Here is a 24,485-nt window from a genome sequence, read left to right on the forward strand (position 1 = left end):
CAGAGGTGGGGTGGCGTGCGCCGTCCTCGTCGCACCCCGGAGCCGCCCATGACCTCCCCTCCCGCACCCGTGACCGACCGGGTCTCGGTGACGCAGGTCCTCGGCCACGCCGGCCCGTCCTTCCTCCTGCTCGACGCCCTCGCGCGGCTGCCCGTCGCGATGTTCCCGCTCGGGGTGCTGCTCCTGGTCGCCGACCGCACCGGCTCCTACGGCGCCGGCGGTCTCGCGGTCGCCGCGCTGAGCCTCGGCGGCGCGGTGGGCGGACCGCTGGTTGGCCAGGCCGCCGACCGCTGGGGCCAGCGGCCCACCGCCCTGGCCACCACCGCCGTGCAGGCGACGGCGCTGCTGCTCGTGCTCGCGCTCGACGCCCCCGCCGCCTCGGTCGCGGTGGTGGCGATGCTCGGCCTGGCCAACCCGCAGGCCGGGGCGATGGCGCGCGCCCGGTGGGCGGCGTACGCGCGCGAGCGGCAGGACCGCCGCGCCTTCGTCTCGGGGGCGATGGCCTTCGAGGGAGCGCTCGACGAGACCTCCTTCGTGCTCGGCCCCGTGCTCGTGGGCACGGTGGCCGCGCTCGTGTCGCCCGCCGCCGCGATGCTGCTGGCCCTCACGGTCGCGGTCGTCGCGCAGACCGGCTTCGCGCTGCACCGCAGCGCCCTGCCCGGCCGCGACCGGCACGTGGCGCGAGCGCCGCGCGCCCCCCTGCCCCGGGCGCACCTGACGGCGCTGCTGGTCGCCACCGGCAGCATCGGGGTCGTCTTCGGCGTCACGCAGACGGGGGTGGCGGCCCGGCTGGCGGACACCGGCCAGGACGAGCTGACCGGCCTGGTCTACGGACTGATGGGCGTCGGCTCGGCCGTGACGGCCCTGCTCACCCCTCGGCTGCCCTCGCGCCTGACCCACGAGGTGCGGGTCGTCGTCTCGGGCGTGCTGCTGCTCGGCGCGGGCGCCCTGGCCACCGTGGCCGGCACACCGGCGCTGCTCGCCGGCGCCAACCTGCTGATCGGGGTCGCGATCGCGCCGGCGCTCGTGAGCACCTACGCCCTGGCCGAGCGGGCCGCTCCCGACGGCTGGGGGACCACGATGATGACGGCGGTCTCGACGGCCAACGTGGTCGGCGTCGCCGCCGGTGCTGCGGTCGCCGGTCAGCTCGTCGACGGTGCCGGGCCGGCCCTCGCCCTGCTCGGCGACGTGGCCGCGGGCGGTGCGCTGCTGCTGGCCGGCGTGGCGCTCCGGCTCACCCGGCCGCGCTGACCGGGCGACCTGCAGGGTCCGCGGCGACGCTCAGCCGGTCGCCTCGAGCTCGACCTTGAGCTTGTCGAGGGTGCGCCGGATGTTGCGTCGCTGGAAGTCGGCGAAGGGGCGCCCCGCGGCGGCCCTGTCGAAGGCGTGCGCCAGCCAGTCGGGCCAGGCCCGGCGGCCGTCGGTCCAGGTCTCCGTCACCCGCGTGCCACCCTCCGCCGGCTCGAAGGCGTACTCCCACCGCGCGACCGGGAAGCGACCCCGCGGGCGCCCCAGGCCCCAGCCGCGCACGTCGAAGCCGAAGCGCTCGCCGGGCACCGAGCGGCGTACGACGCACTCGGTCGACCAGCGGGCACGTCCTCGTCGGCTGGTGCCCACGAAGGTCTCGCCCTCCGCCAGCGGGCGCCCGCCCGCCACGCGGGCGCCGGTGTTCTCCGGGCTCCACCGCGGCATCTGCGTCGGGTCGGCCACCTGCTCCCACGCGGTGAGCGGGTCGACGGCGATGACGACGCTGTCGCTGACGGTGAGCTCGCGGCGGGTCTCAGGAGGCACGCCGCGAGGGTAGCCACAGGCGGGCACCCGAGACGGCACAGGGCCCCGACCCGGCGTACCGGATCGGGGCCCTGCGTGGTGCGTGCTGGTCCTGCAGGAGGGACTCGGTCTCGTGACGCGTCCCGCTCTCCCTTGCTGCGCTGCGGGAGTGCGGCGACGCTCCTCGACCTGCCCGACTGATCGCTCTCCTCGCTCCGCTCGGAGAGCGGTCGGTCAGAAGTCCATGCCGCCCATGCCGCCGGTCGGGTCGCCCGCGGGGGCGGACTTCTCCGGCTTGTCGGCCACGACGGCCTCGGTGGTGAGGAACAGCGCGGCGATCGACGCGGCGTTCTGCAGCGCCGAGCGGGTCACCTTGGCCGGGTCGATGATGCCCGCGGCGACCAGGTCGACGTACTCGCCGGTCGCGGCGTTGAGGCCGTGGCCCGGGGTGAGCCCGGCGACCTTCTCCGCCACGACGCCACCCTCGAGACCGGCGTTGATCGCGATCTGCTTGAGCGGGGCCGAGCTGGCGACGCGGACGATGTTGACGCCGGTCGCCTCGTCGCCCTCGACGTCGAGCTTCTCGAAGGCCTTGGCCGCAGCCTGCAGCAGCGCGACGCCGCCACCGGCGACGATGCCCTCCTCGACGGCCGCCTTGGCGTTGCGCACGGCGTCCTCGATGCGGTGCTTGCGCTCCTTGAGCTCGACCTCGGTGGCCGCGCCGACCTTGATGACGGCGACGCCGCCGGCGAGCTTGGCCAGGCGCTCCTGGAGCTTCTCGCGGTCGTAGTCGGAGTCGGACTTCTCGATCTCGGCGCGGATCTGGTTGACGCGACCGGCGATCTGGTCGGCGTCACCGGCACCCTCGACGACCGTGGTCTCGTCCTTGGTGATGACGACCTTGCGGGCCTGGCCGAGCAGCTCGATGCCGGTGTTCTCCAGCTTCAGGCCGACGTCCTCGGAGATGACCTGGCCACCGGTGAGGATCGCGATGTCCTGCATCATCGCCTTGCGGCGGTCGCCGAAGCCCGGAGCCTTGACGGCGACGGACTTGAAGGTGCCGCGGATCTTGTTGACCACGAGGGTGGAGAGGGCCTCGCCCTCGACGTCCTCGGCGATGATCAGCAGCGGCTTGCCGGACTGCATGACCTTCTCCAGCAGCGGCAGCAGGTCCTTGACCGTGCTGATCTTGCTGTTGGCGATGAGCACGTAGGGGTCGTCGAGGACGGCCTCCATGCGCTCGGGGTCGGTCATGAAGTACTGCGAGATGTAGCCCTTGTCGAAGCGCATGCCCTCGGTGAGCTCGAGGTCGAGCCCGAAGGTGTTGGACTCCTCGACGGTGATGACGCCTTCCTTGCCGACCTTGTCCATCGCCTCGGCGATGGCCTCGCCGACGGAGGTGTCGCCACCGGCGGAGATCGACGCGGTCGCGGCGATCTGCTCCTTGGTCTCGATCTCCTTGGCGGCGCCGAGCAGCTGCTCGGAGACGGCCTCGACGGCCTTCTCGATGCCGCGCTTGATGGCCATCGGGTTGGCGCCGGCGGCGACGTTGCGCAGGCCCTCGCGGACCATCGCCTGGGCCAGCACGGTCGCCGTCGTCGTGCCGTCACCGGCGACGTCGTCGGTCTTCTTGGCGACCTCCTTGACCAGCTCGGCGCCGATCTTCTCGTAGGGGTCCTCGAGCTCGATCTCCTTGGCGATGCTCACGCCGTCGTTGGTGATCGTGGGGGCGCCCCACTTCTTCTCGAGCACGACGTTGCGGCCCTTGGGGCCGAGGGTGACCTTGACCGCGTCGGCGAGGGTGTTCATCCCACGCTCGAGCCCGCGGCGGGCCTCCTCGTTGAAAGCAATCAGCTTCGACATGTCTGGTGGTGGTTCCTCACACTCGGTGACGGACGGCCGGGTCGTCGCCCGCGACGGACGGTCCGGCCCCCGGCCTGGCGAACCCTTCTCGCCAGCAGGGGACGGTCCTCGACGGACTCGGCCTGCGGTCTTGCGGTTGGCACTCTCCACATGAGACTGCCAATCCATTTTTAGCACTCGCCCCTGGCGAGTGCAAACAGTGGTCACGAGGCGCGCACGCCGTCCTGGTCCGCGGGAACGACAGCGGCCAGGAGGTGCGGGAGCAGCGCCTGCGCGGTGCGCTTGTAGCCGAGCGAGGAGGGGTGGAAGCGGTCGACGCTGAAGTGGGCGTCCGGGTCGACGAGGAAGAAGGGCCCGACCGCGGTCGCGAGCGGCACGACGCGCGCCCCGAGGGGCTCGCAGGCCGCCGCTTGGGCGGCCGCGAGCTGGCGCGAGGCCCGGGCACCCAGCGTCCGGAGCGGCTGGGGCACGGGGCGCAGCGCGCCGAGGTCGGGGCACGTGCCCACGACCACCTCGGCCCCCCGCCCGCGCAGCTCCCTCACGCACGCCGCGAGGTGCGCGACCGACTCCGCCACCGGCACCCGGTGGGTGACGTCGTTGCCGCCGACGACCACGACCGCCACGTCCGGGCGGTACGACGCCGGCAGCGACGCGAGCTGCGCGGCCAGGTCCTTGCTCTCGGAGCCGACCACGGCCGCGGTGCGCAGCCGGACCGCGCGCCCCGTGCGCTTGGACAGCCGCCGGGCCAGCCGGGCGCCGAGGGTGTGGCGCGGGCGCTCCGCCCCCAGGCCGGCCGCGATCGAGTCGCCGAGCAGCAGCAGGTCGAGGCGCCGGCCCTGCTTCGCCCTCCAGGTGCGGTCGGCCGTGAGCGCCTGCTCCCCCAGCGGCTTGCCGATGGCTGCTCGGGCGAGCGCCGCCTGCCGCCGGAGCAGGCCGTGGGCGCCGGCCACGAGGCCGGCGACGAAGCCGAGCACGAGCAGGCCCGCCCCGGCGGCACGACGGCGGTCTCGGGTCTCCACGCCGCCATCCCAGCCCCTCCCGACGAACTGCAGGCGACGCGGAGGTGGCCGGTGGCGCTCAGACCAGCGTGACGGGCTCGTGGCGCACCGGGAAGGCCACCGAGGAGGCGATGAAGCAGGCGTCGGCCGCCTCCCCGTGGATCCGGGTCGCGAGCCCGACCTGGGCCGGGTCGGCCACGGTCACCCGCGGACGGAGCACCACCTCGGTGAAGCGCCCGCCGATCCCCTGCTGCTCCATCGTGCCGCTCGCGTCGTCGGCGTACGCCGTCACGACGACGCCGTGGGTGACGGCCACGTGCAGGTAGGAGAGCAGGTGGCACTGCGAGAGCGCGGCGAGCAGCAGCTCCTCGGGGTTCCACCGCCCGGGGTCGCCGCGGAAGGGGCGGTCGGCCGAGCCGAGCAAGTCGGGCTTGCCGGCGCTGCTCAGCGTCACGTCGCGGGCGTAGTCGCGGTAGCCGCTGGTGCCCGTGCCCAGGTCACCCGTCCAGACCGAACGCAGCGCGTAGCGGTGGGTCGCCATCGCGGGCGACTCAGTCGGCGTGCTCGGGCGGGAAGCCGCCCGTGGCCACCGGCCCCCACCGCTCGATGGTGATGCGGATCAGCGACTTGCCCTGCTTGGCCATCGCCTCGCGGTACTCGTCCCAGTCGGGGTGCTCGCCGGCGATGCTGCGGTAGTAGTCGACCAGTGGCTCGACGGCCTCGGGCATGTCGATGACCTCGGCGGTGCCGTCGACCTGCACGTAGGCGTCGTCCCAGTCGTCGCCGTGGAAGAGCACCGTGGCGCGCGGGTCACGGCGCAGGTTGGCGGTCTTGGCGCGACCCGGGTAGGTGGAGATCACCACTCGGCCCTCGTCGTCGATGCCGCCGCTCACCGGGGACACCTGCGGGCGCCCGTCCTGGCGGGTGGTCACCAGGGTGACCTTGTGGCGGGGGCGGACGAACTCGAGCAGCTGCTCGAGCTCGACGTGGTCGGCGGTGGCGATCTTGCGCGGCATGACCCCAGTGTGCCCGGCACCCGGGGGGCCACGCATCCCATGCGAGGCTGGCGGACATGAGCTCACGCAGCGGCCGCCTGGACGTCCACGAGTACGGCGACAGCAGCGCCCCGACGCTGCTGGTGCTGCACGGGCTGACCGACTCGGGGCGCTGCTGGGGCGACCTGGTCGAGCGTCTGGGGCCGAGCTACCGGATCGTCGCCCCCGACGCCCTGGGCCACGGCGGCTCCGAGCGCTTCACCGCCGAGGAGCTCGCCGGCTCCCCCGGCGCGGCGCTCGGCGAGACCACCGAGCTGCTGCTCGAGGAGCTCGCCTCGGACAGCCCGGTGCTGGTGCTCGGGCACTCGATGGGTGGTGCCACGGCGGCCGACCTCGCGGCGCGTCGTCCCGAGCTCGTCGCCGCCGTAGTGCTGGAGGACCCGGCCTGGCGCGACCCGCTGGACCCCGAGGTCGCCCGGGCGCACGCCGCCGAGCGGGTGGCGTGGGTGCGGCAGGCGACGGCCGACCCGGAGCGCGCCCTCGAGGAGATGCGGCGCGACCTCGCCGCGTGGCCCCAGGGCGAGGTCGCCGCCTGCGCGGAGGCCCGGACGCAGGTCGACCTCGACTTCCTTGGCCGCGGTCTGGTCACGCCCCCACGGCCCTGGCGCGAGGTCGCCGCGGCGATCACGCCGCCGACCCTCGTCGTCACCGGCGACGGCGTGGTGCTCGTCGACGACGAGCGCCGCAAGGACCTCGCCGAGCTCGGCAACCCCGCCCTCGAGGTCGAGGTCGTCCGCGGCGCCGGCCACTGCGTGCGCCGCGAGCGCGGCGACGCCTTCCACGCGGTCGTCGACCCGTGGCTGCGCGCGCACGCCGCCTGACGGCGGCTGACGGCGGCAAAGTCACTGGTTCTCCAGTGACTCCGCCACCTCGCCATGGTTGTGCTCGTGGCGAAGCGGCAGACTTCGTGGTTGACCAGTGACTCTGCCGGGGCCGGTCAGCCGCCCGCGACCGCCGGGATGATGCTGATCTGGGTGCCGTCGGGTGTCGGCGTCTGGAGGCCGTCGAGGAAGCGGACGTCGTCGTTGCCGACGTAGACGTTGACGAAGCGACGCAGGCCGCCCTCGTCGTCGAGCACGCGGGCGCGGATGCCGCCGTGGTGGCGCTCGAGGTCGTCGAGCACCTCGGCGAGCGTGGTGCCGTCGGCGCCGACCTCGGACTCACCGGCGGTGTAGGTGCGCAGGATCGTGGGGATCCGGACGGAGACGGCCATCAGAGCACCCCGCTGCCCGTGAACGCGGCGTACGACGGGTCGATGGTCGCCGCGGGCCCGACCCGGTCGGAGATCGCGTCGAGCGTCTTCAGGCCCATGCCGGTGTTGATGATGACGGTCTCGAGCGAGGTGTCGAGCTGGCCGGTCTCGACCAGCTTCTTCAGCACCGCGGTCGTGGTGCCGCCCGCGGTCTCGGTGAAGATGCCCTCGGTGCGGGCGAGCAGCAGGATCCCCTCGCGGACCTCGTCGTCGGAGACGTCCTCGACGGCGCCGCCGGAGGCGCGGCAGATGTCGAGCACGTAGGGACCGTCGGCAGGGTTGCCGATCGCGAGGCTCTTGGCGATCGTGTCGGGCTTGACCGGGCGCACCACGTCGTGGCCCTGCTTGTACGCCGCGGAGACCGGCGAGCAGCCCGTGGCCTGGGCGCCGAAGATCTTGTAGGGCTTGTCCTCCACCAGTCCCAGCTGGACGAGCTCCTTGAAGGCCTTGTCGACCTTGGTCAGCTGCGAGCCCGAGGCGACCGGGATGACCACCTGGTCGGGAAGCCGCCAGCCGAGCTGCTCGGCGATCTCGTAGCCGAGCGTCTTGGAGCCCTCGGCGTAGAAGGGGCGCACGTTGACGTTGACGAAGGCCCAGCCCTCCTCCTCGCCGGCGATCTCCGAGGCCAGCCGGTTGACGTCGTCGTAGTTGCCGTTGACCGCCACCAGCCGGTCGGTGTAGACGGCCGAGTTGACCTGCTTGGGCTTCTCCAGGTCGGCGGGGATGAAGACGACCGTCTTGATGCCGGCGCGGGCGCCGGCGGCGGCCACGGCGTTGGCCAGGTTGCCGGTCGAGGGGCAGGCGAAGACCTGCGCCTTGAGCTCGATCGCGGCGGAGAGGGCGCAGGCGACCACCCGGTCCTTGAAGGAGTTGGTGGGGTTGGTCGAGTCGTCCTTGACCCAGAGCCGGGTCAGGCCCAGCTGCGCGGCGAGGTTGTCGGCCCGCAGCAGCCGGGTGAAGCCAGGCTCGGTGTTGGGGCTCTGCTCGATGTCGTCGGGCACCGGGAGCAGCGCCTTGTAGCGCCAGATGTTGCGGGGCCCGGCGGCGATCTCCTCGCGGGTCACGGCCGGGAAGGCGTAGTGGACCTCCAGCGGCCCGAAGCACTCCGGACACGCGTAGTAGGGGCCGAGGGCGACCTGGTGCCCGCACTCGCGGCAGGCCAGGGCGGTCGCGTTGCCGAAGGCCCCCTCCCGCAGCCCGTGGTCCGGGGCGGTGTCGCCCGGGGTGGGGGCGGACGTGTCGGTGGCAGTGCTCAAGGAGGCCTCCTTCTCATCTTCCCCGGCGCCGGATCTCGGCACGGGACGGACGTAGCACCACTTCCGCGCGGATCCGGATGACCGGAGGCTCGTGCGGCGGTTGCCGGGGCTTCAGCGGGCCGTGTCCCTCTGCCCCTCTCGATGAGCAGGACCAGCGTAGGCAGCGCCTGGACCGGGCCGCACATCGGCGTCCGACAGATGAGATGGCCGTCTCAGGATGTGTCAGGCGCGGGCGGAGGCGATGTCGCTCGCCAGCTCGCGCAGCAGCGCGAGCACCCCGTCGGGACCCGAGACGACCACGTCGGCCAGCTCGGCGAGCGCGCTCTCCTCCTCGGAGTCGGAGCAGACGAGCAGCCCGGGCATGCCGTCGGCCCGCAGCCGCTCCACCTCCCGGAAGGCCTCGATGTCACCCAGGTCGTCACCGCCGAAGACGACGGCCCGGGCGCCGAGCTCCTCGACCAGGCGGCGCACGGCGGCACCCTTGTGCATGCCGTGGGCGCGCACCTCGATGACCGAGCGGCCGGGCTCGACGTCGAGGTCGTGCGACTTCGCCGCGTCGGTGAGCAGGGGCAGCAGCCGCTCGTACGCCGCGTCGGCGTCGTCGAGGCGCCGGGTGTGGACCGCGACGGCCAGCCCCTTCTCCTCGATCCAGGCGTCGCCGGCCTCGGCGCGGTGGAGCAGCCGCGGCAGCGTGCTGGTGAAGGTCGCCAGTCCCCGCGGCGGCGCCGGCGAGATCACGCGCCGGTCGGTGGAGGTCCAGCGCTCGTTGCCGTACTGGCCGAGTACGAAGAGCTCGCGGCCGTGGTCGCCGACGGCGTTGCCGACCTCCTCGAGGCCGCCCAGCGCCAGCGCCTGCCGCGCCGGACGCCCGGTGACGACCGCGACGGCGCCCACCTGCTCGGCGAGGTCGACCAGCACCTCGGGGGCGTCGGGGTGGATGTGGGCCTGCTCGGGGTCCTCGACGATGGGGGCGAGGGTGCCGTCGAAGTCGAGCCCGACCAGCAGGTCGTCGGCGGCGCGCACGCACGCGGCGTACTGCTGCTCGCCCGTGGTGGAGGTGAACTCCATGGGCGGCATCCTGCCAGGGGCGCGCGGGCGCGCCGGCGCGTGGTCAGCCGGGGCAGTCAGCCGGAGTAGTCGTCGGTGAGGATCACCGTCAGGCGGTCGAGCAGCATCGGCTCGACGGCCTTCTTGACCTGGCCGATGCCGAGGTCCTTGGAGAGCGCCTGGGCCTCGCGCTCGAGGCGCGGCGGGTAGTAGACCGCGGTGGCGTCGACGGTGCCGTACCAGTTGTCGCTGCCGACGACGTTCCAGCCGCCGGCCTCGGCCCTGCCGGCGACGCCGCCCGCGAGGCCGGTGACGCCGGTGTTGTTGAAGACCACGACGTAGGTGTCGCCGCGCCGGATTGGCTTGGGCTTCGCGGGCTTCGGGGTCTCGGAGGGGGTCGCGCTGGGGGTCGGCGTGGCGCTCGCCGACGGTTCGGAGGTCACCGGGGTGGCCTCGTCGGCACGGCCCACCTCGTCGGGGTCGTTGGCCACGAAGACGAGCGCGGCCATCGCGACGGCCGAGATCGCGAGCGCGAGGAGGCGGGTGGAGAGCACCACCCCGTGCTCGTCGCGGACGGGGAGGGCGGGGGTGCGGCGGAGGTGCCGGGGAAGGCGCACGGTGACCTGACTCCTAGACGTCGAAGCCCAGCCGGCGGGCCGAGCGCTGCCGCTGGCGGCTGGCGCGCAGCCGGCGCAGCCGGCGGACGAGCAGCGGGTCGTGCGCGAGCGCCTCGGGCCGGTCGATCAGGGCGTTGAGGACCTGGTAGTAGCGGGTCGAGGACATGTCGAAGTGCTCGCGCACCGCCTGCTCCTTGGCCCCGGCGTACTTCCACCACTGGCGCTCGAAGTCGAGCATGGCGGCATCGCGGTCGCTGAGACCCTCGACTGCCTCCGACGGGGAGCTGTGGGCGGGGCTGGCGGACATGCGGGACGCCTCCTCGACTGCTCGGCACGGCCTGCCCCCCTCGACCAGCGGGGCACGACCGCGGCCCAGCATAGGCCACGGAATCACAGCCGTGTGATTCCTCGCGGCGTGGCGAGCCCCGGGGCCGCAGTCCGAGCCGGCTGCCCGACCCGGATGCCTGGGCCCCTGGCTAGATTGACGCGCATGGACGCCGTCGACACCATCGGGTGGGGCGTGCTCGCCCCCGGCCGGATCGCGCACTCCTTCTGCCGGGACCTCGCCCAGGTGCCCGGGGCCCGGCTGGTCGCGTCGGGCTCCCGCTCGCGCGAGCGGGCCGAGGAGTTCGCCGCGCAGCACGGCGGCCGGGCGCATGGCTCCTACGAGGACCTCGTGGCCGACCCCGACGTCGACGTCGTCTACGTCGCCTCGCCCCACGTCTTCCACGAGGAGCACACGATGCTCGCCCTCGAGGCGGGCAAGGCGGTGCTGTGCGAGAAGCCGATGACCCTCGACACCGGCACCACCGAGCGGCTCTTCGCCGAGGCCGAGCGGCGGGGGCTCTTCTGCATGGAGGCGATGTGGACGGCGTGCAACCCGGTCGTGCGCCGCCTGCTGGCCCTGCTGGGCACCGAGACCCACGGCAGCCCGCGCCTGGTGCGCGCCGACCTCGGCTTCCCGGTGCGCCGCGACCCCGCCGACCGGCTGCTCGACCCCGCCCTGGGCGGCGGGGCCCTGGTCGACATGGGCATCTACCCGCTGACCTTCGCCCACCTCGTGCTCGGCGAGCCCGAGCAGCTCCGCGCCGTCGGCACGCTCGCCCCCTCGGGCATCGACCTCGAGGTCGCGATCTCGGGCCGCTACGCCGGCGGCGCCCTCGCCACGCTGAGCAGCACGCTCACGGCCGCGACGCCCCGCACGGCGGCCGTGGCCACCGACCGCGGCCTCTTCACCCTCGAGCGCGACTTCCACCACCCCACCCGGGTGCACTGGCAGCCCGAGGAGGGCCCGGGCTCGTGGCTCGAGGGTGAGCGGCCGGTGATCGGCCAGGGCTACGGCAACGAGGCGCTCGAGGTCCAGGAGTGCCTGCGCGCGGGCCGCATGACCAGCGAGCTGGTCCCACCCACCCAGACGATCTCGGTGATGCGGCAGCTCGACGACGTACGCCGCCAGATCGGCCTGGAGTACGGCGCTTCCTCCGGCTGACCCTGGGTAACCTCAGCGCGTGAGCCCCCGCAAGAAGTCGTCCAGTGCCGCGGCCGACCTCGTCGTGGTGGCCAACCGCCTCCCCGTCGACCGGGTGGTGGAGCCCGACGGGAGCACCAGCTGGCGGTCCTCCCCCGGCGGCCTGGTCTCCGCGCTCGCGCCCGTCATGCGCGCCAACGACGGCGCCTGGATCGGCTGGCCCGGCGACGCCGGCGAGGACCTCGAGCCCTTCTCCCACGACGGGCTCTCGCTGGTGCCGGTGGCGCTGTCGGAGGAGGAGATCGAGGAGTTCTACGAGGGCTTCTCCAACGACACGCTGTGGCCGCTCTACCACGACCTGGTCGCCAAGCCGTCCTTCCACCGGGAGTGGTGGGACGCCTACGTGCGGGTCAACGAGCGCTTCGCCGCCGCGGCCGCCGAGCACGCGGCCGAGGACGCCGTGGTCTGGGTGCAGGACTACCAGCTGCAGCTCGTGCCGGCGATGCTGCGCGAGCTGCGCCCCGACCTGCGCATCGGCTTCTACCTCCACATCCCCTTCCCGCCGGCCGAGCTCTTCTCCCAGCTGCCCTGGCGCCGGCAGGTCCTCGAGGGCCTGCTCGGGGCCGACCTGGTCGGCTTCCAGCTCGCGGGAGCGGCGCAGAACTTCATCCGGCTGGTCCGCCAGCGCGTCGGCCACAAGACGCACCGCGACCTGGTCTACCTCCCCGAGGGCCGGCGGGTGCAGGCACGCGCCTTCCCGATCTCCATCGACACCGCGGGCTTCGAGGAGCTGGCGGCCTCCGAGCCCGTGGTCGCACGCGCGAAGCAGATCCGCCACGACCTCGGCGAGCCGCGCACGGTCTTCCTCGGCATCGACCGGCTCGACTACACCAAGGGCATCTACGCCCGGCTGCGGGCCTTCAGCGAGCTGGTGGCCGAGGGCGAGCTGGGCGACGACGCCGTCTTCGTCCAGGTGGCGACCCCCTCGCGGGAGCGCGTCGACCAGTACCGCCGGCTGCGCGACGACATCGACCGCCTGGTGGGGCGCATCAACGGCGACCTCGGCCGGATCGGCAGCCCGGTGATCCACTACATGCACTCCTCCTTCCCCCGCGAGGAGATGGCAGCGCTCTACCGCGCCGCCGACGTCATGGTCGTGACGCCCTTCCGCGACGGGATGAACCTGGTCGCCAAGGAGTACGTCGCCTGTCGGCTCGACGGCGACGGCGCCCTCGTGCTCTCCGAGTTCGCCGGTGCCGCCAACGAGCTGCGCCAGGCCTTCCTGGTCAACCCCTACGACATCAACGGCATGAAGACGATGATGCTCCAGGCCCACCGGGCCGAGCCCAAGGAGCTCGGGCGGCGGATGCGCGCCATGCGCAAGACCGTCTCGGAGAACGACGTGAGCCACTGGGCCTCGGCCTTCCTCGACGCCCTGACCGAGGGCCGCACCGAGCACTCCAAGACCACCCGGCCCGCCACCCGCTCCTGACAGCGGGCATTCCGCGGGTATCTTCCGTCCATGGATCTGATCCCCAAGCCGGACCAGGTCGCATCGGCCGCGAGCAACGTCGCCCACATGGTGCTCTACGGGGGGCTGGCCGACCTGCGGCCGATGCCCCGGACCCTGATCGACGACGGCTCGCTCCGCGAGGTCTACCACTACCGCCCCCACAAGACCGTCCGCGAGACCGGCGACCCCGTGCTGCTGGTGACCCCGCTGGCCGCACCGTCGTCGTGCTACGACCTGCGGCGCGACTGCTCGCTGGTGGAGCACCTGGTGCAGGAGGGCCGGCCGACGTACCTCGTGGAGTACGGCCGGATCAGCTTCAAGAACCGCAACCTCGGCATCGAGCACTGGGTCGACGAGGTCGTGCCCGAGTCGGTCAAGGCCGTGAGCGAGCACGCCGGCGGCCGGCCGGTGCACCTGGTCGGCTGGAGCCTGGGCGGCATCTTCGCCGCGCTCGTGGCCGCCGACCGCCAGGACCTGCCGATCGCCTCGCTGACGATCCTAGGCTCGCCCTTCGACGTCGGGAAGGTCCCGATGGTCGCCCCGCTGCGCCCGATCCTCCGGCTCACCGACGGCGGGCTCGTGACCCAGCTCTACCGCGCGCTCGGCGGCGCGCCGGCCCCCCTGGTCAAGCGCGCCTTCAAGCTCTCCTCCGGCACCAAGATCGTCACCAAGCCCCTGGCGATCCTGCAGAACCTCGACGACACCGAGTGGCTGGCGCAGATCGAGGCCGTCGACCGCTTCACCGACGACATGCTCGCCTACCCGGGTCGCAGCTTCGGGCAGCTCTACCACCGGCTGCTGAAGAAGAACCAGCTGCTCGGCGGCAGGGTCGAGGTCGGCGACCGCGACATCGACCTGGCCGCCATCCGCCAGCCGGTGCTGGTCTTCGCCGGCAACACCGACGGCATCGCACCGATCGCCGCGGTCCAGGCGGGCCTGGGGCTGCTGAGCGGCGCCAGCGAGGTCCGCTTCGAGATCGTCCCCGGGGGGCACCTCGGCATGCTGACCGGCCGCGCGGCGCGTGGCTCCACCTGGGTGGTGCTCGACGAGTGGCTCGCCCAGTGGTCCGGCGCGGTCTCCCCCCGCACCCCCGCTGCGCGCAAGCGCGCCCGCAAGCCGGTCGCCACGGCCAGGTCGACCGAGCCGCGGCCCGCCGTCGCCCCCGACCGCTCCGCGATCGGGTCCAACCCCGAGCGGCGCTTCGCCTCGGCGTCCTCGCGCAACCTGACGCGCAAGCCGTAGGTCCGTGGTGCCGCGTCGCCGCCTCGACCGGCGGGCGGTCGTCCGCGTGGGCGTGCCCGTGGTGCTGGTCGTGCTCTCCCTGGTGCTGACCAGCCTGGCCACCCCGCAGGACCGCGAGCCGTCGTACGGGCGCTACGTCGCCTTCGGCGACTCCTTCACGGCCGCGCCGTACGTGCCGGTGACCGATCTCGCCTCGGGGTGCCTGCGCTCGGACCGCAACTACGCGCAGCGGGTGGCCGAGGAGCTGCGCATCCCGACGCTGCTCGACCGCTCGTGCACGGGCGCCCAGACCTCCGACCTGCTCGGCAGCCAGCGCACCCGCCTCGGCGTCGACGTGGCGCCGCAGGCCGCCGTGCTGAGCGCCGACACCGACCTCGTGACCGTGGGCCTGGGCTTCAACGACGAGCGCCTCTACGGCCGCATCGCCTCGCGCTGCCGGCAGGTCGCCGACGTCTGCCGCCTGGCCGACGAGCGCACGATGCTGCTCGGGATCGTCGACCGGGTCTCGCTGTCGCTGCGGCTCTCGCTGCTCGACATCCGTCGGCGCGCGCCGCGGGCGCGGGTCCTGCTCGTCGGCTACCCCCGGATGCTGCCGCCCCGAGGCGACTGCATCGAGCTGCCGCGGATGCGGCCGCAGGACCGCGCCACCTTCCGCGAGGTCAACCGCGAGCTCGGGGAGCAGATGCGGCTCGCGGCGCGCCAGTCGCAGGTGGAGTACGTCGACTTCTACCGCTACTCCCGGGGCCACGACATCTGCTCCGACACGCCCTGGGTGCAGGGCCGCACGGGGCAGGGACGTCGCGCGGCCGGCATGCACCCGCTGCCGGCGGGGCAGCGCGCCCTGGCACGGCTCATCAGCGACACGCTCCGCGAGCCGCCCCCCGACCTGCTGGGCTGAGCGGCGCTCAGGCCCGGCGTCGCTCCAGCTCCTCGCGGAGCCGCCGCACCTCCTCGCGCAGCAGCGCGACGTCGGCCACGGTCGCGGGCTCGCCGCGCTCCTCCTCCTCGATCTGCTCGACGCGCTGCACCAGCCAGCTGGCGAAGGAAGCCGTCACCACGCCGAGCACGCCGATGCCGGTCAGCATCAGCATGGCCGCGACCACGCGGCCGGCCACGGTGACCGGGTACATGTCGCCGTAGCCCACCGTCGTCACCGTCTCGATCGACCACCACAGCGCGTCGCCGTAGTTCTGGATCGGGCCGGGGCCGCCGCGCTCGGCGTCGAGCACGGCCAGCGAAGCGGTGAGCACGATCAGCGTCACCGACGCGGCGACGTACAGACCGACGCGGCCGCGCAGCGAGCCCCGACCCACCCGGTCGAGCAGCGTGAGCAGCGAGAGCAGGCGCAGCAGGCGCAGCGGACGGAAGAGCGGCAGCAGCGCCGCCGCGAGGTCGAGCGGGTGGTGGCGCAGGAAGTCGAGCTTGCGCGGCGCCAGCCACCACCGCGTGGCGAACTCGCCCGCGAGGATCGCCCAGGTCACCCACACCACCGTCGAGCAGAGCCGCTGCGTGCTGCGCGACAGCGTGGGGTCGAGGATCGGCCAGGCGTACGCCGCCACGAAGACCAGCGAGACCACCAGCAGCGGCCACTGCGCGCCACGGTCCCAGCGCTCGATCGTCGGCCGCTCCACGCTCCGGAGTCTCGCACCACGAGGGGCGCCTCCCGCGCCACCTCGACGTCATGTCGCCGAGCGGGAGCAGCAGCGCACCGCCCTCCTCACTGCCGACCTCGGTGCGCGCGGCTCCGGGCTCGGCTCCGTCGCCACCGGCACCCGGGGCGGATCGATCAGCATCTGGGGCGGGTCGGCGTACATCTGGGGCGGATCGGCGTGCATCTGAGGCGGATCGGCGTGCATCTGAGGCGGGTCGGCGTGCATCTGGGGCGGGTCGGCGGCCCCTACGCTGAGCGTCGTGAGCACCTTGGACGACCTCGTCGGAAAGCAGCTGGTGGCGGCCGACTGGGCGGAGGCGCTGGCGCCGGTCGAGGAGCAGCTCGAGGCGATGGGCCGCTTCCTGCGCGCGGAGGTGGCGGCCGGCCGGCGCTACCTGCCCGCGGGCGACCACGTGCTGCGGGCCTTCCAGCGGCCGCTGGCCGAGGTCAAGGTGCTCGTCGTGGGGCAGGACCCCTACCCGACCCCCGGCCACCCGGTCGGCCTCAGCTTCTCGGTCGCACCGGGGGTGGCGCCACCGAGGAGCCTGGTCAACATCTACCGCGAGCTCGTCGACGACGTCGGCGTCCCGCAGCCCACGACCGGCGACCTCACCTCGTGGGCCGACGCCGGCGTGATGCTGCTGAACCGCTGCCTCACGGTGCAGCCGGGGGCCTCGGCCTCCCACCGCGGCAAGGGCTGGGAGGTCGTGACCGACCAGGCGATCCGCGCCCTCTCCCAGCGCGCGCAGCAGGGACAGCCGCTCGCCGCGATCCTCTGGGGCAGCGACGCCCGGTCGCTCAAGGGTGCGCTGCGACCCGTGCCGTGGGTCGAGTCGCCCCACCCCAGCCCCCTGTCGGCCCACCGCGGCTTCCTCGGCTCGCGACCCTTCAGCCGCGTCGACCAGCTGCTCGTCGAGCAGGGCGGCACGCCGGTCGACTGGCGTCTACCCTGATCCCGAGGGAATGAAAGTCGCGTCGTAGGAGGTTGGTAGTTGACATGACAACTACTCTGCCGTCGTCGAGCCGGATGCCGGCGCTCTACCTCGGGCACGGCGCCCCGCCCCTGCTCGACGACCCCGTCTGGTCCGGGCAGCTGCGCCGGCTCGCCGCCGACCTCCCCCGCCCGCGGGCGATCCTGATGGTCAGCGCGCACTGGGAGGCCGCGCCGCTGATGCTCAGCGCGTCGGGTCCCGGCACCGAGCTGGTCTACGACTTCGGCGGCTTCGCCGAGAAGTACTACCGGATGCGCTACGACACCCCCGACGCCTCGGCACTCGCCGACCGCGTCGCGGCGCTGCTGCCCGACACCCAGACGGTGCACCGGCACCCCCGGCGCGGTCTCGACCACGGCGCGTGGGTGCCGCTGCGGATCATGTACCCCGAGGCCGACATCCCCGTGCTGCAGATGTCGCTGCCCACCCAGGACCCCGGCGCGCTGCTGGTGCTCGGCAGCCGGCTGCGCGAGCTGCGCGACGAGGGCGTGCTGGTGGTGGGCTCGGGCTTCCTCACCCACGGCCTGCCCTTCCTCACCGACTTCTCGATCGACGCGACCGCCCCCGGTTGGTCGGTCGACTTCGACGCCTGGGCCGCCGACGCGCTGGCGCGCGGCGACGTCGACACGCTCGCGTCCTTCAAGGACGTCGCGCCCGGCATGCCGTACGCCCACCCCACGGTCGAGCACCTGACGCCGCTCTTCGTGGCGCTCGGGGCGGCGTCCGACCCGGAGGCCCCGGGCGAGCAGCTCTTCCCCGGCTACTGGATGGGGCTCTCGAAGCGCTCGCTCGTGCTGGGGTGAGACTGGGGCCATGGAGCTCCTGTCGATCCAGTCCTCGGTCGCCTTCGGCCACGTCGGCAACAGCGCGGCGGTCTTCCCGCTGCAGCGCCTCGGCATCGAGGCGTGGGCGGTCAACACGGTGCACTTCTCCAACCACACCGGGTACGGCGCCTGGCGCGGCCCGCTGCTGAGCGCCGACGACCTCCGCGAGGTGGTGCAGGGCGTGGAGGAGCGCGGCGCGCTCGCCCGGGTGGCGGCGGTGCTCAGCGGCTACCAGGGCGCCGAGGAGGTGGGCCAGGTCGTGCTCGACACCGTCGCGCGGGCCCGCGAGCTCAACCCCGGCGCGGTCTACTGCTGCGACCCGGTCATGGGCGACGTCGGCCGGGGCATGTTCGTGCGCCCGGGCATCCCCGAGTTCATGCGAGACCGGGTGGTGCCGCGCGCCGACGTGATCACGCCCAACCACTTCGAGCTCGACTTCCTGGCCGGGACCACCAGCCGGACGACGGCCGAGGTGCTGGCGGCGGTCGACGAGGTCAGGGAGCGCGGCCCCCGCACGGTGCTGGTGACGAGCGTGCTGACCGACGAGACGCCGTCCGACCACGTCGACCTGGTGGCGGTCGACGACGCCGGCGCGTGGACCACCCGGACGCCGCTGCTGCCCATCTCGCCCAACGGCTGTGGCGACGTCACGGCCGCGGTCTTCCTGGCGCACCTGCTGACGACCGGCTCGACGCCGACGGCGCTGCAGCGGGTGACCGCCACGGCGTACGGCATCCTCGAGGCGACCCTGGCCGCCGGCACCCGCGAGATCCAGCTCGTGGCCGCGCAGGACGTCATCGCCGACCCCCCGGACCGCTTCGAGGCCGTACGGCTGCGCTAGCAGCCAGACCCTCAGACGCACCGAGGGAGGAGGCGCCGCAGCGCCCCCTCCCTCGGGTGTCGGGTCGTGCTAGCCGACCGACCTGACGACGACCTCGCCACCGCCGACGCGCACGCCCTCGGTGGTCCGGACCTGCACCTCGCCCAGCAGAGCGCGCCCGGAGGCCGGTGCCTGGTTGGCCGTCACCGCGCCCGGCACGGTCCAGCTCTCGCCGTTGGGCCGCGGGGCGTCGGCGTCCTGCGTGGCCACCGAGCCGAAGCCCGGGTTGACGAAGACGTCGACGTAGTCGTACGTCGTCGAGCCCGCCGGCACCGAGTAGCCGTCGACCAGCACGATCCAGGTGCCGGCCGCCGGGTTGGCGATCGTCACCGACTCCTCGGAGTCGCCGTCGGCCTGCTGGCCGGCCAGCACGCAGCTGCCGGTCGTGCAGTTGAAGACGGCCAGGTCGAGGTCGGCCGCGGCGTCCGCGGTGTTGCCGATCGTGGCGCGGAGCGAGGTCGCCCCGGCCGTGACCTGCACCGGGATCTGCTGCTGCGCGCCATCGCCGATGGTGCGCTCCCCGCGGTTGGCGCTGCCGAGCGTGCCGCCCACCAGACGTCCGGTGAACTCACCGAACTTGTTGGTGACCTCCCACTCCGCGGCCGTCGGCGCGCCGGCGGTCGCCGAGGCGATCTCCAGCGGGTCCGGCGTGACCTCGGCGCCCAGCACCTCGGCGGAGAGGGTGTACGGCGCGTTGGCGGCGTCGGAGGTGCGTCGTCCCTCGACGACGACCTCCCACACCCCCGGCTGCGGGTCGGCGACGGTGCGGCTCGTCGGGGAGCCCGTCGAGCAGCCCGCGCCGGCGTTGGGGTTGTAGCACTGCGTGGTCGCGTTGTTGTCGACGCCGACGCCGTAGGGGTGGAAGCGCAGGAAGCGGATCTGCCCGGCGCCCTGCGTGGTGCCGCCACCCTCGAGGTCGACCTTGAAGGCCGGGGTGCCCTCGGGCACGTCGTAGAAGTACGACGTGGTCTGGTTGCGACCGATGGAGCCGGAGGCCTCGACGGCGTAGTCGTTGGCCTCGCTGAACTGCTCGGCCGCCACCACGGTGTTGAGGGTCTGGTACTCCACGCCCGGGGTCGTGGCGTCGTCGAGGTTCAGCACCGCGGAGTGCGCCCCCGACGAGTCCGGCGACACGCTGATCGCCACCTGCACCGGCTGCGCGAGCGGGAGGGTCACCGACGCCGGGGCGGCGAAGGTGCCGTCGTTGCCCACCCAGTCGAGGTCGTAGCGCACGTTGCCGCTGCGACCGGAGAAGCGGGTGAAGGTGTAGACGCGCTCGTAGCTGTCGCCGGCGGCGACGCCCTCGCGGTCGTTGATGCCCTCGCCACGACCCGGCTTGCCCAGGAAGTCGGAGAGCGCGGTGTTGACGTCGACCTCGGAGCTGATCTCGACCGTCTTCACGCCCTGCTGGATCTGCGCCCAGGCGGCGGTGGTGTCGATCAGGCCGTTGCCCTGCTCGTAGGCGCCGTAGCGCTCGAAGAAGCGGGCGGTCGAGCCCATCGCCTGGCGCAGCTGCGCCGGGGCGAGCTCGATGCCGCGGTCCTTGGCCGCGCCGACGAGCAGCGCCGCCGCACCCGCGGCCTGCGGGGAGGCCATCGAGGTGCCGTTGAACATGGCGTAGCCGGCGGAGCAGGCGTACGGCAGGCACGCGCCGGTCGGGTTCTGCCACTGCGGCACGGTCGAGACCGCCGAGCCCGGGGCGACCACGGTGGGCTTGAAGCCGCCGTCCTCGCGCGGGCCGCGGCTGGAGAAGCCGTGCAGGTTGTCGGCGTACTCCGAGTCCGAGCCGTAGTTGGCGCGCCAGGTGTCGTCGCTGATCGAGGAGCCGACGCTGACGACCTTGGTGGCCACCGACGGGTCACCCACGGTGTTCATGCCCGGGCCGCTGTTGCCGGCCGAGATGAACATCTGCACGCCGTAGGTGTCGATGATCCGGTTGTAGAGGATCGCGCGGGCGTTGTTGCCGTCGTTGAGCGCCGGCAGGCCGCCGATCGACATGTTGATCACGTCGACGTCGTTCTGGGCCAGCCACGCCATCGACTCGATGAGGGCGTAGTTGGTGCAGCCGTCGACGAAGAGGCAGGCGCGCGCCGACTTGATCTCGGCGCCGGGGGCGGCGCCGCTCATCTTGCCGTCGAACATCTTGTTCGCGGCCGTGATGCCGGCGACGTGCGAGCCGTGGGCGCCGGAGACGATGCCGATGTTGAGCCAGTTGTCGTCCTCGGTCTGCACGACGAAGGGGATCTGCTCGCGGATCGCGGTGTTGGGGTTGTCGAGGCCGAAGTGGCCGACGTCGAAGCGCTCGGCGTAGTCCTTCATGGCGGTCTCGTCGCGGAAGTCGCCGTCCTGGTCGGTGTCGACGAAGACCTCGTTGCTGCGCTGGTCCCAGATCACCGGGAAGAGGCCGGTGCTGCCCGCGGGGTTGCCGTCGCGGTTGACGTCGTTGCCGAGCTCGCCGCCCAGTCGCGGGTCGCGCTCGTCGAGGACGCCGATGTGGTAGGTCCGGTTGCGCGGCGCCCGGTAGGTGGTGCCGTCGTAGACGAAGGTGCGGCCGCTGACGGTCTCGCCGAGCTTGAGCCAGGTCGGGTCGTCGTCGTTGACCGGGTCGGTGAAGGTCTTCCAGTCGGTGATCTTGCGGTCACCGGTGGAGGTGGTCTGCAGCGACGGGTGGTCGAGGTCGACACCGGTGTCGACGATGCCGATGGTGGTGCCGCGACCGTCGAAGCGCTTGCGGTCGGCGGTCAGCTGGGCGGCCTTGGTCTCCCCGATGGGCATGTAGGGGTTGACCTTGGGGGTCCGCTTGCCCGGCGGGGTGTACGGCGTGGGGTTCTGCGTGCCCTCGGGTCGCGGGTCGTCGAGCGGGATGACCTCGCCGAGGTCGACCGCGGCGATGCCGGGCAGCTTGGCGGCCTTGGGCACCTGCGAGGTGGGCACCGAGACGCGGAGGTAGTCGACCTCGCCCTCGCTGGCCTGCACGGTGCCGCCGAGGTCGGCGAGCTCGTCGGCCACGGCCTCGGACTCGCCGTCGTCGGCGGCCACGAGCATGGTGACGCGCTTCTCCTCGTCGGCGCGGGCCTGCGCCAGCAGCGCCCGGTCCTCCTTGTCGAGTCCTGCGGCGGCGCCGGGCGGGGTGGGCGGAGGGGTGCCGGGGGGTGCCGCGGTGGCGGCGGTGGTCGACACGGTGAGGCCGGAGACGGCGAGCGCCGCTCCTGTCAGCCCCACCAGGCCCCGAGAAAGCCTGGGATTCACGTCGTTCCTCTCGTCGACCCTCGCCGTGTTGCGGAGGGCCTCGGTCAGCCCACCCCGAGACCCCCGGTCTCGGGAAGACCAGGTGACCGAATCGTTATCAAGCACGACCTATCCGGCCGAGCCGGGCCGGATCAGGCGGCGTCGGCCTCGGTCGGGAAGAGTCGCCGCACGATGTCGGTCAGCGTCACGACGCCCTCGGGGTTGCCGTCCTCCTCGATCACCGCCAGGTGGTTGCGCGTCTCCCGCATCCGCTGCAGCGCGTCGTTGAGCGAGGTCTCGGCGTCGATCTTGAGGACCGGGCGCATCACCTCGGAGGCGCGACGGCCCTCGGGCTGCACCATCGTGTCGCGCACGTGCACCACCCCGAGGATGCGGCCCTCGTCGCGCACCAGCACCCGCAGGTGGCCCGACGACCGGGTCGCGTCGCGCACGGCCTCCATGTCGTCGTCCTTGTCGACGGCCGTGGCCTGCCCACCCGAGGCGAGGTCGCCGACGGTGAGGTGCTGCAGCTCCAGCGCGCGCGTCAGCTGGGCGGAGCGGTGCTCGTCGAGCACGCCGACGTCGAGGCTGTGCTCCACGAGCTGCTTGAGGTCCTCGGCGCTCTGCCCGGTGTGCGGGCTGTCCTGCGGCTCGACGCCCACCCGGCGCAGGCACCAGTTGGCCGCCTCGTTGAGGCCGATCAGCAGCGGCCGGGTGAGCCACATGAAGCCGCGCATCGGCAGCGCCAGCGCGGTGGCCGCGGCCTCCGGGTGCGCGATCGCCCACGACTTCGGGGCCATCTCGCCGACCACGAGGTGCAGGAAGGTGACCACCAGCAGCGCGAGCACGAAGCTCACCGCGACGACCGCCCAGGACGGCGCGCCCAGGTCGGCGAAGACGGGTCGCAGCGCGTAGTCGAGCGCCGGCTTGGTCACGGCGCCCAGGCCCAGCGCACACGCGGTGATGCCGAGCTGGCAGCCCGCGAGCAGCACGGTGAGCTCGTCGAAGCTGCGCAGCGCCGCACGGGCCGAGCGGCTGTTGCCCGCGGCGTCCTGCAGCCGGTGCCGCTTGACGGCCAGGAGGGCGAACTCGACGGCCACGAAGAGCGCGCTGAGCACGATCAGCGCCACGGTGATGCCGGCGACCGCCCAGGCGTTGGAGGCCAGGCCGGTGCCGTCGGCCGCGGCGAGCGGGATCGGGAGCGGTGTCATCGGTCGTCCCCCTGGAGGTCGGCCACGAGGTCGGTCACCTGATCGGTCACCTGGTCGGCGGAGTCGTCGGTCGGCTGCTCGATCGTCAACCGCACCCGCGACGGCACGTGGCGCTCGACCTCGACCACCTCCAGGTGCAGGTGCTCGGGCACCCGCTCGCCCTCGTCGAGCAGCGTCGAGGGATCCGGGGGCAGCTCGACGTCGACGGTCTCGCCGACCTCGGGCAGACCGCCGTACGCCGCGATCACCAACCCGCCGACCGTCTCGAAGTCACCGGTGGGCAGGTCTCGGCCGATGGTGCGCTCGACCTCGTCGACGTGCACGTCGCCGGAGACGGTCCAGTCACCCTCGCCGGAGACCTCCTCAGGCTCCTCGTGGCGGGGGTCGTGCTCGTCCTCGATCTCGCCGACGAGCTCCTCGGCGAGGTCCTCCGCGGTGAGCACGCCGTCGAAGCCGCCGTACTCGTCGAGCACGATCGCCATCTGGGCGCGCTCGGCCGCCATCGCGCGCAGCGCGTCGGGGAGCGCCATCAGCGTCGCCACCATGACCGTCTCGCGCATCAGCTCGCGCGCGGTGCGGGTGTCGTCCTGGCCGGCCACCAGCACGTCCTGCAGGTGCACCACGCCGACGACCTCGTCGTCGTCGTCGAGCACCGGGTAGCGGGAGTGGCCGGTGCTCATCAGCTGCCACAGCTCGCCCACGGTGGTCTCGGGCTCGACGGTGTCGACGCGCGAGCGCGGCACCATCGCGTGCTCGACGTCCTCCTCGGGGAAGTCGAGCACCCGGTCGAGCAGCACCGAGAGCTCCTCGGGCAGGTCGCCGCTGTCGCGGGAGTCGGCGACGATGTGCTCGAGGTCGCGCGCCGTCGCGGCGTGCTCCACGTCGTGCACCGGCTCCATCTTGAAGGCGCGCAGCAGCGCGTTGGAGGCGGCGTCGAAGATGCGGATCAGCCAGCCGAAGACGCTCAGGTAGATCGTGGTCGACGTGGCGAGCCGCAGCGCGACCGGCTCGGGCCGCGCGATGGCGAGGTTCTTGGGGAAGAGCTCGCCGAAGAGCATCTGCACGAAGGTCGAGAAGACCAGGGCGACCACGGTGCCGATGGCGATGCCGACGCTCGGGTCGACGTCGACGCCGCCGAGCGCCTCCCCGATCGCCTCACCGATGAAGGGCTCGGCGACGTAGCCGACGAGCAGCGCCGTCACGGTGATGCCGAGCTGGGCGCCCGAGAGCATGAACGACGTGCGTCGCGTGACGCTCAGGGCCCGCTCCGCCGCCGCGTCGCCGCGGGCCGCGCGCGCGTTGAGGCGCGAGCGGTCGACGGCCATGTAGCCGAACTCCTGGGCCACGAAGTAGCCGGTGAAGGCGGTGATCACCAGGACGATCGCGATGCCGACGAGCAGGTCGAGCACCCACATCAGCGCACCACCACCGAGCAGGCGTGGCGGTCAGTCAGGACGGTGAATGAGACGGTGGAGCCACGGGAGTGGCTCGGACTGTCGGACTCCATCGGTGGGGCTGTCACTCCTCGGTCGGCGATCTGCTGCCTCCATGATGCCTGAAGCACCGGCGGCGCGCCGCATCGCGCGCCCACGGACCGTGACGGCGAGGCTCCCGACCG

General features: G+C 73.1%; 23 protein-coding genes and 1 riboswitch. Of the genes, 9 read left to right on the forward strand and 14 right to left on the reverse strand.

The annotated features are described in order from the left end of the window. The first annotated feature begins 48 nt into the window (after positions 1–48). A complete protein-coding gene (locus tag IG63_RS0112685) occupies positions 49–1,251 on the forward strand; it encodes an MFS transporter (protein WP_157210156.1) in 1,203 nt (400 codons plus the stop codon). A gap of 30 nt (positions 1,252–1,281) precedes the next feature. On the opposite strand, the gene IG63_RS0112690 is transcribed toward IG63_RS0112685, so the two are convergent. From IG63_RS0112690 to IG63_RS0112710, 5 genes are all read right to left on the reverse strand, one after another. After that, positions 1,282–1,791 carry an SRPBCC family protein gene (locus IG63_RS0112690; RefSeq protein ID WP_030484734.1) on the reverse strand — a complete coding sequence of 170 codons (510 nt, stop codon included), beginning with the start codon at positions 1,789–1,791 and terminating at the stop codon, positions 1,282–1,284. A 213-nt stretch (positions 1,792–2,004) separates the two neighbouring features. Continuing rightward, entirely contained in the window at positions 2,005–3,633 is a 1,629-nt protein-coding gene (groL, locus tag IG63_RS0112695; RefSeq protein ID WP_030484735.1) for a chaperonin GroEL, read from the reverse strand. A gap of 203 nt (positions 3,634–3,836) precedes the next feature. After that, positions 3,837–4,652 carry an SGNH/GDSL hydrolase family protein gene (locus IG63_RS0112700; RefSeq protein WP_030484736.1) on the reverse strand — a complete coding sequence of 272 codons (816 nt, stop codon included), beginning with the start codon at positions 4,650–4,652 and terminating at the stop codon, positions 3,837–3,839. 58 nt (positions 4,653–4,710) lie between these two features. Further along, positions 4,711–5,172, reverse strand: coding sequence for an OsmC family protein (locus tag IG63_RS0112705; protein ID WP_030484737.1), 462 nt, complete (start codon positions 5,170–5,172; stop codon positions 4,711–4,713). 10 nt (positions 5,173–5,182) lie between these two features. Continuing rightward, on the reverse strand, positions 5,183–5,647 hold the full coding sequence (locus IG63_RS0112710; protein ID WP_030484738.1) for a PPOX class F420-dependent oxidoreductase: 465 nt from the start codon (positions 5,645–5,647) through the stop codon (positions 5,183–5,185). A gap of 56 nt (positions 5,648–5,703) precedes the next feature. Between IG63_RS0112710 and IG63_RS0112715 the strand changes: the two genes are divergently transcribed. Continuing rightward, on the forward strand, positions 5,704–6,507 hold the full coding sequence (locus IG63_RS0112715; protein WP_030484739.1) for an alpha/beta fold hydrolase: 804 nt from the start codon (positions 5,704–5,706) through the stop codon (positions 6,505–6,507). A 116-nt stretch (positions 6,508–6,623) separates the two neighbouring features. Here the strand turns inward: IG63_RS0112715 and IG63_RS0112720 are convergent, their stop codons facing one another. The 5 genes from IG63_RS0112720 to napA form a co-directional block, all read right to left on the reverse strand. Continuing rightward, positions 6,624–6,899, reverse strand: a complete 276-nt coding sequence (locus IG63_RS0112720; protein ID WP_030484740.1) for a MoaD/ThiS family protein — start codon at positions 6,897–6,899, stop codon at positions 6,624–6,626. Then, the gene (thrC, locus tag IG63_RS0112725) at positions 6,899–8,194 is read right to left on the reverse strand and encodes a threonine synthase (protein ID WP_084597097.1); all 1,296 of its coding nucleotides are present in this window, start codon (positions 8,192–8,194) and stop codon (positions 6,899–6,901) included. The genes IG63_RS0112720 and thrC overlap by 1 nt, the downstream gene beginning before the upstream one ends. A 10-nt stretch (positions 8,195–8,204) precedes the next feature. Then, a riboswitch (SAM riboswitch) is annotated at positions 8,205–8,342 on the reverse strand. A gap of 74 nt (positions 8,343–8,416) precedes the next feature. Then, positions 8,417–9,262, reverse strand: a complete 846-nt coding sequence (gene otsB, locus IG63_RS0112730; protein ID WP_036195397.1) for a trehalose-phosphatase — start codon at positions 9,260–9,262, stop codon at positions 8,417–8,419. A gap of 56 nt (positions 9,263–9,318) precedes the next feature. Next, the gene (locus IG63_RS20735; RefSeq protein ID WP_051706711.1) at positions 9,319–9,858 is read right to left on the reverse strand and encodes a LytR C-terminal domain-containing protein; all 540 of its coding nucleotides are present in this window, start codon (positions 9,856–9,858) and stop codon (positions 9,319–9,321) included. A 13-nt stretch (positions 9,859–9,871) separates the two neighbouring features. Next, the gene (gene napA, locus IG63_RS0112740) at positions 9,872–10,165 is read right to left on the reverse strand and encodes a nucleoid-associated protein NapA (protein WP_030484744.1); all 294 of its coding nucleotides are present in this window, start codon (positions 10,163–10,165) and stop codon (positions 9,872–9,874) included. Positions 10,166–10,348: 183 nt separating this feature from the next. Here napA and IG63_RS0112750 point away from each other — a divergent pair, with 183 nt between their 5' ends. From IG63_RS0112750 to IG63_RS0112765, 4 genes are read left to right on the forward strand one after another with little or no spacing between them, the layout of a single operon-like run. Continuing rightward, positions 10,349–11,347, forward strand: a complete 999-nt coding sequence (locus IG63_RS0112750; RefSeq protein ID WP_030484745.1) for a Gfo/Idh/MocA family protein — start codon at positions 10,349–10,351, stop codon at positions 11,345–11,347. A gap of 19 nt (positions 11,348–11,366) precedes the next feature. Then, the gene (locus IG63_RS0112755; RefSeq protein WP_051706713.1) at positions 11,367–12,818 is read left to right on the forward strand and encodes an alpha,alpha-trehalose-phosphate synthase (UDP-forming); all 1,452 of its coding nucleotides are present in this window, start codon (positions 11,367–11,369) and stop codon (positions 12,816–12,818) included. 30 nt (positions 12,819–12,848) lie between these two features. Beyond that, a complete protein-coding gene (locus tag IG63_RS0112760; protein ID WP_157210157.1) occupies positions 12,849–14,081 on the forward strand; it encodes an alpha/beta fold hydrolase in 1,233 nt (410 codons plus the stop codon). 7 nt (positions 14,082–14,088) lie between these two features. After that, the gene (locus IG63_RS0112765) at positions 14,089–14,979 is read left to right on the forward strand and encodes an SGNH/GDSL hydrolase family protein (RefSeq protein ID WP_030484748.1); all 891 of its coding nucleotides are present in this window, start codon (positions 14,089–14,091) and stop codon (positions 14,977–14,979) included. Between the two features lie 7 nt (positions 14,980–14,986). On the opposite strand, the gene IG63_RS0112770 is transcribed toward IG63_RS0112765, so the two are convergent. Beyond that, positions 14,987–15,712 carry a potassium channel family protein gene (locus tag IG63_RS0112770; RefSeq protein ID WP_030484749.1) on the reverse strand — a complete coding sequence of 242 codons (726 nt, stop codon included), beginning with the start codon at positions 15,710–15,712 and terminating at the stop codon, positions 14,987–14,989. 280 nt (positions 15,713–15,992) lie between these two features. Between IG63_RS0112770 and IG63_RS0112780 the strand changes: the two genes are divergently transcribed. From IG63_RS0112780 to pdxY, 3 genes are read left to right on the forward strand one after another with little or no spacing between them, the layout of a single operon-like run. Beyond that, positions 15,993–16,685 (forward strand): uracil-DNA glycosylase, encoded by a 693-nt coding sequence (locus IG63_RS0112780; RefSeq protein WP_036195399.1) that lies wholly within the window; start codon positions 15,993–15,995, stop codon positions 16,683–16,685. 44 nt (positions 16,686–16,729) lie between these two features. Further along, complete coding sequence (locus tag IG63_RS0112785) at positions 16,730–17,527, forward strand: dioxygenase family protein (protein ID WP_036195402.1); 798 nt, start codon at positions 16,730–16,732, stop codon at positions 17,525–17,527. Positions 17,528–17,537: 10 nt separating this feature from the next. After that, complete coding sequence (gene pdxY / locus IG63_RS0112790; protein ID WP_030484753.1) at positions 17,538–18,389, forward strand: pyridoxal kinase PdxY; 852 nt, start codon at positions 17,538–17,540, stop codon at positions 18,387–18,389. Positions 18,390–18,458: 69 nt separating this feature from the next. Here the strand turns inward: pdxY and IG63_RS0112795 are convergent, their stop codons facing one another. The 3 genes from IG63_RS0112795 to IG63_RS0112805 all read right to left on the reverse strand — a co-directional run bounded on the left by IG63_RS0112795 (position 18,459) and on the right by IG63_RS0112805 (position 24,282). Next, positions 18,459–21,650 carry a S8 family serine peptidase gene (locus IG63_RS0112795; protein ID WP_211249316.1) on the reverse strand — a complete coding sequence of 1,064 codons (3,192 nt, stop codon included), beginning with the start codon at positions 21,648–21,650 and terminating at the stop codon, positions 18,459–18,461. A gap of 158 nt (positions 21,651–21,808) precedes the next feature. Then, positions 21,809–22,867 (reverse strand): hemolysin family protein, encoded by a 1,059-nt coding sequence (locus IG63_RS0112800; protein ID WP_051706717.1) that lies wholly within the window; start codon positions 22,865–22,867, stop codon positions 21,809–21,811. Continuing rightward, on the reverse strand, positions 22,864–24,282 hold the full coding sequence (locus IG63_RS0112805; protein WP_245604425.1) for a hemolysin family protein: 1,419 nt from the start codon (positions 24,280–24,282) through the stop codon (positions 22,864–22,866). The genes IG63_RS0112800 and IG63_RS0112805 overlap by 4 nt, the downstream gene beginning before the upstream one ends. Between the last annotated feature and the right edge of the window lie 203 nt (positions 24,283–24,485).

Source organism: Nocardioides aequoreus (assembly GCF_000720335.1).
Taxonomy (GTDB): Bacteria; Actinomycetota; Actinomycetes; order Propionibacteriales; family Nocardioidaceae; genus Marmoricola; species Marmoricola aequoreus.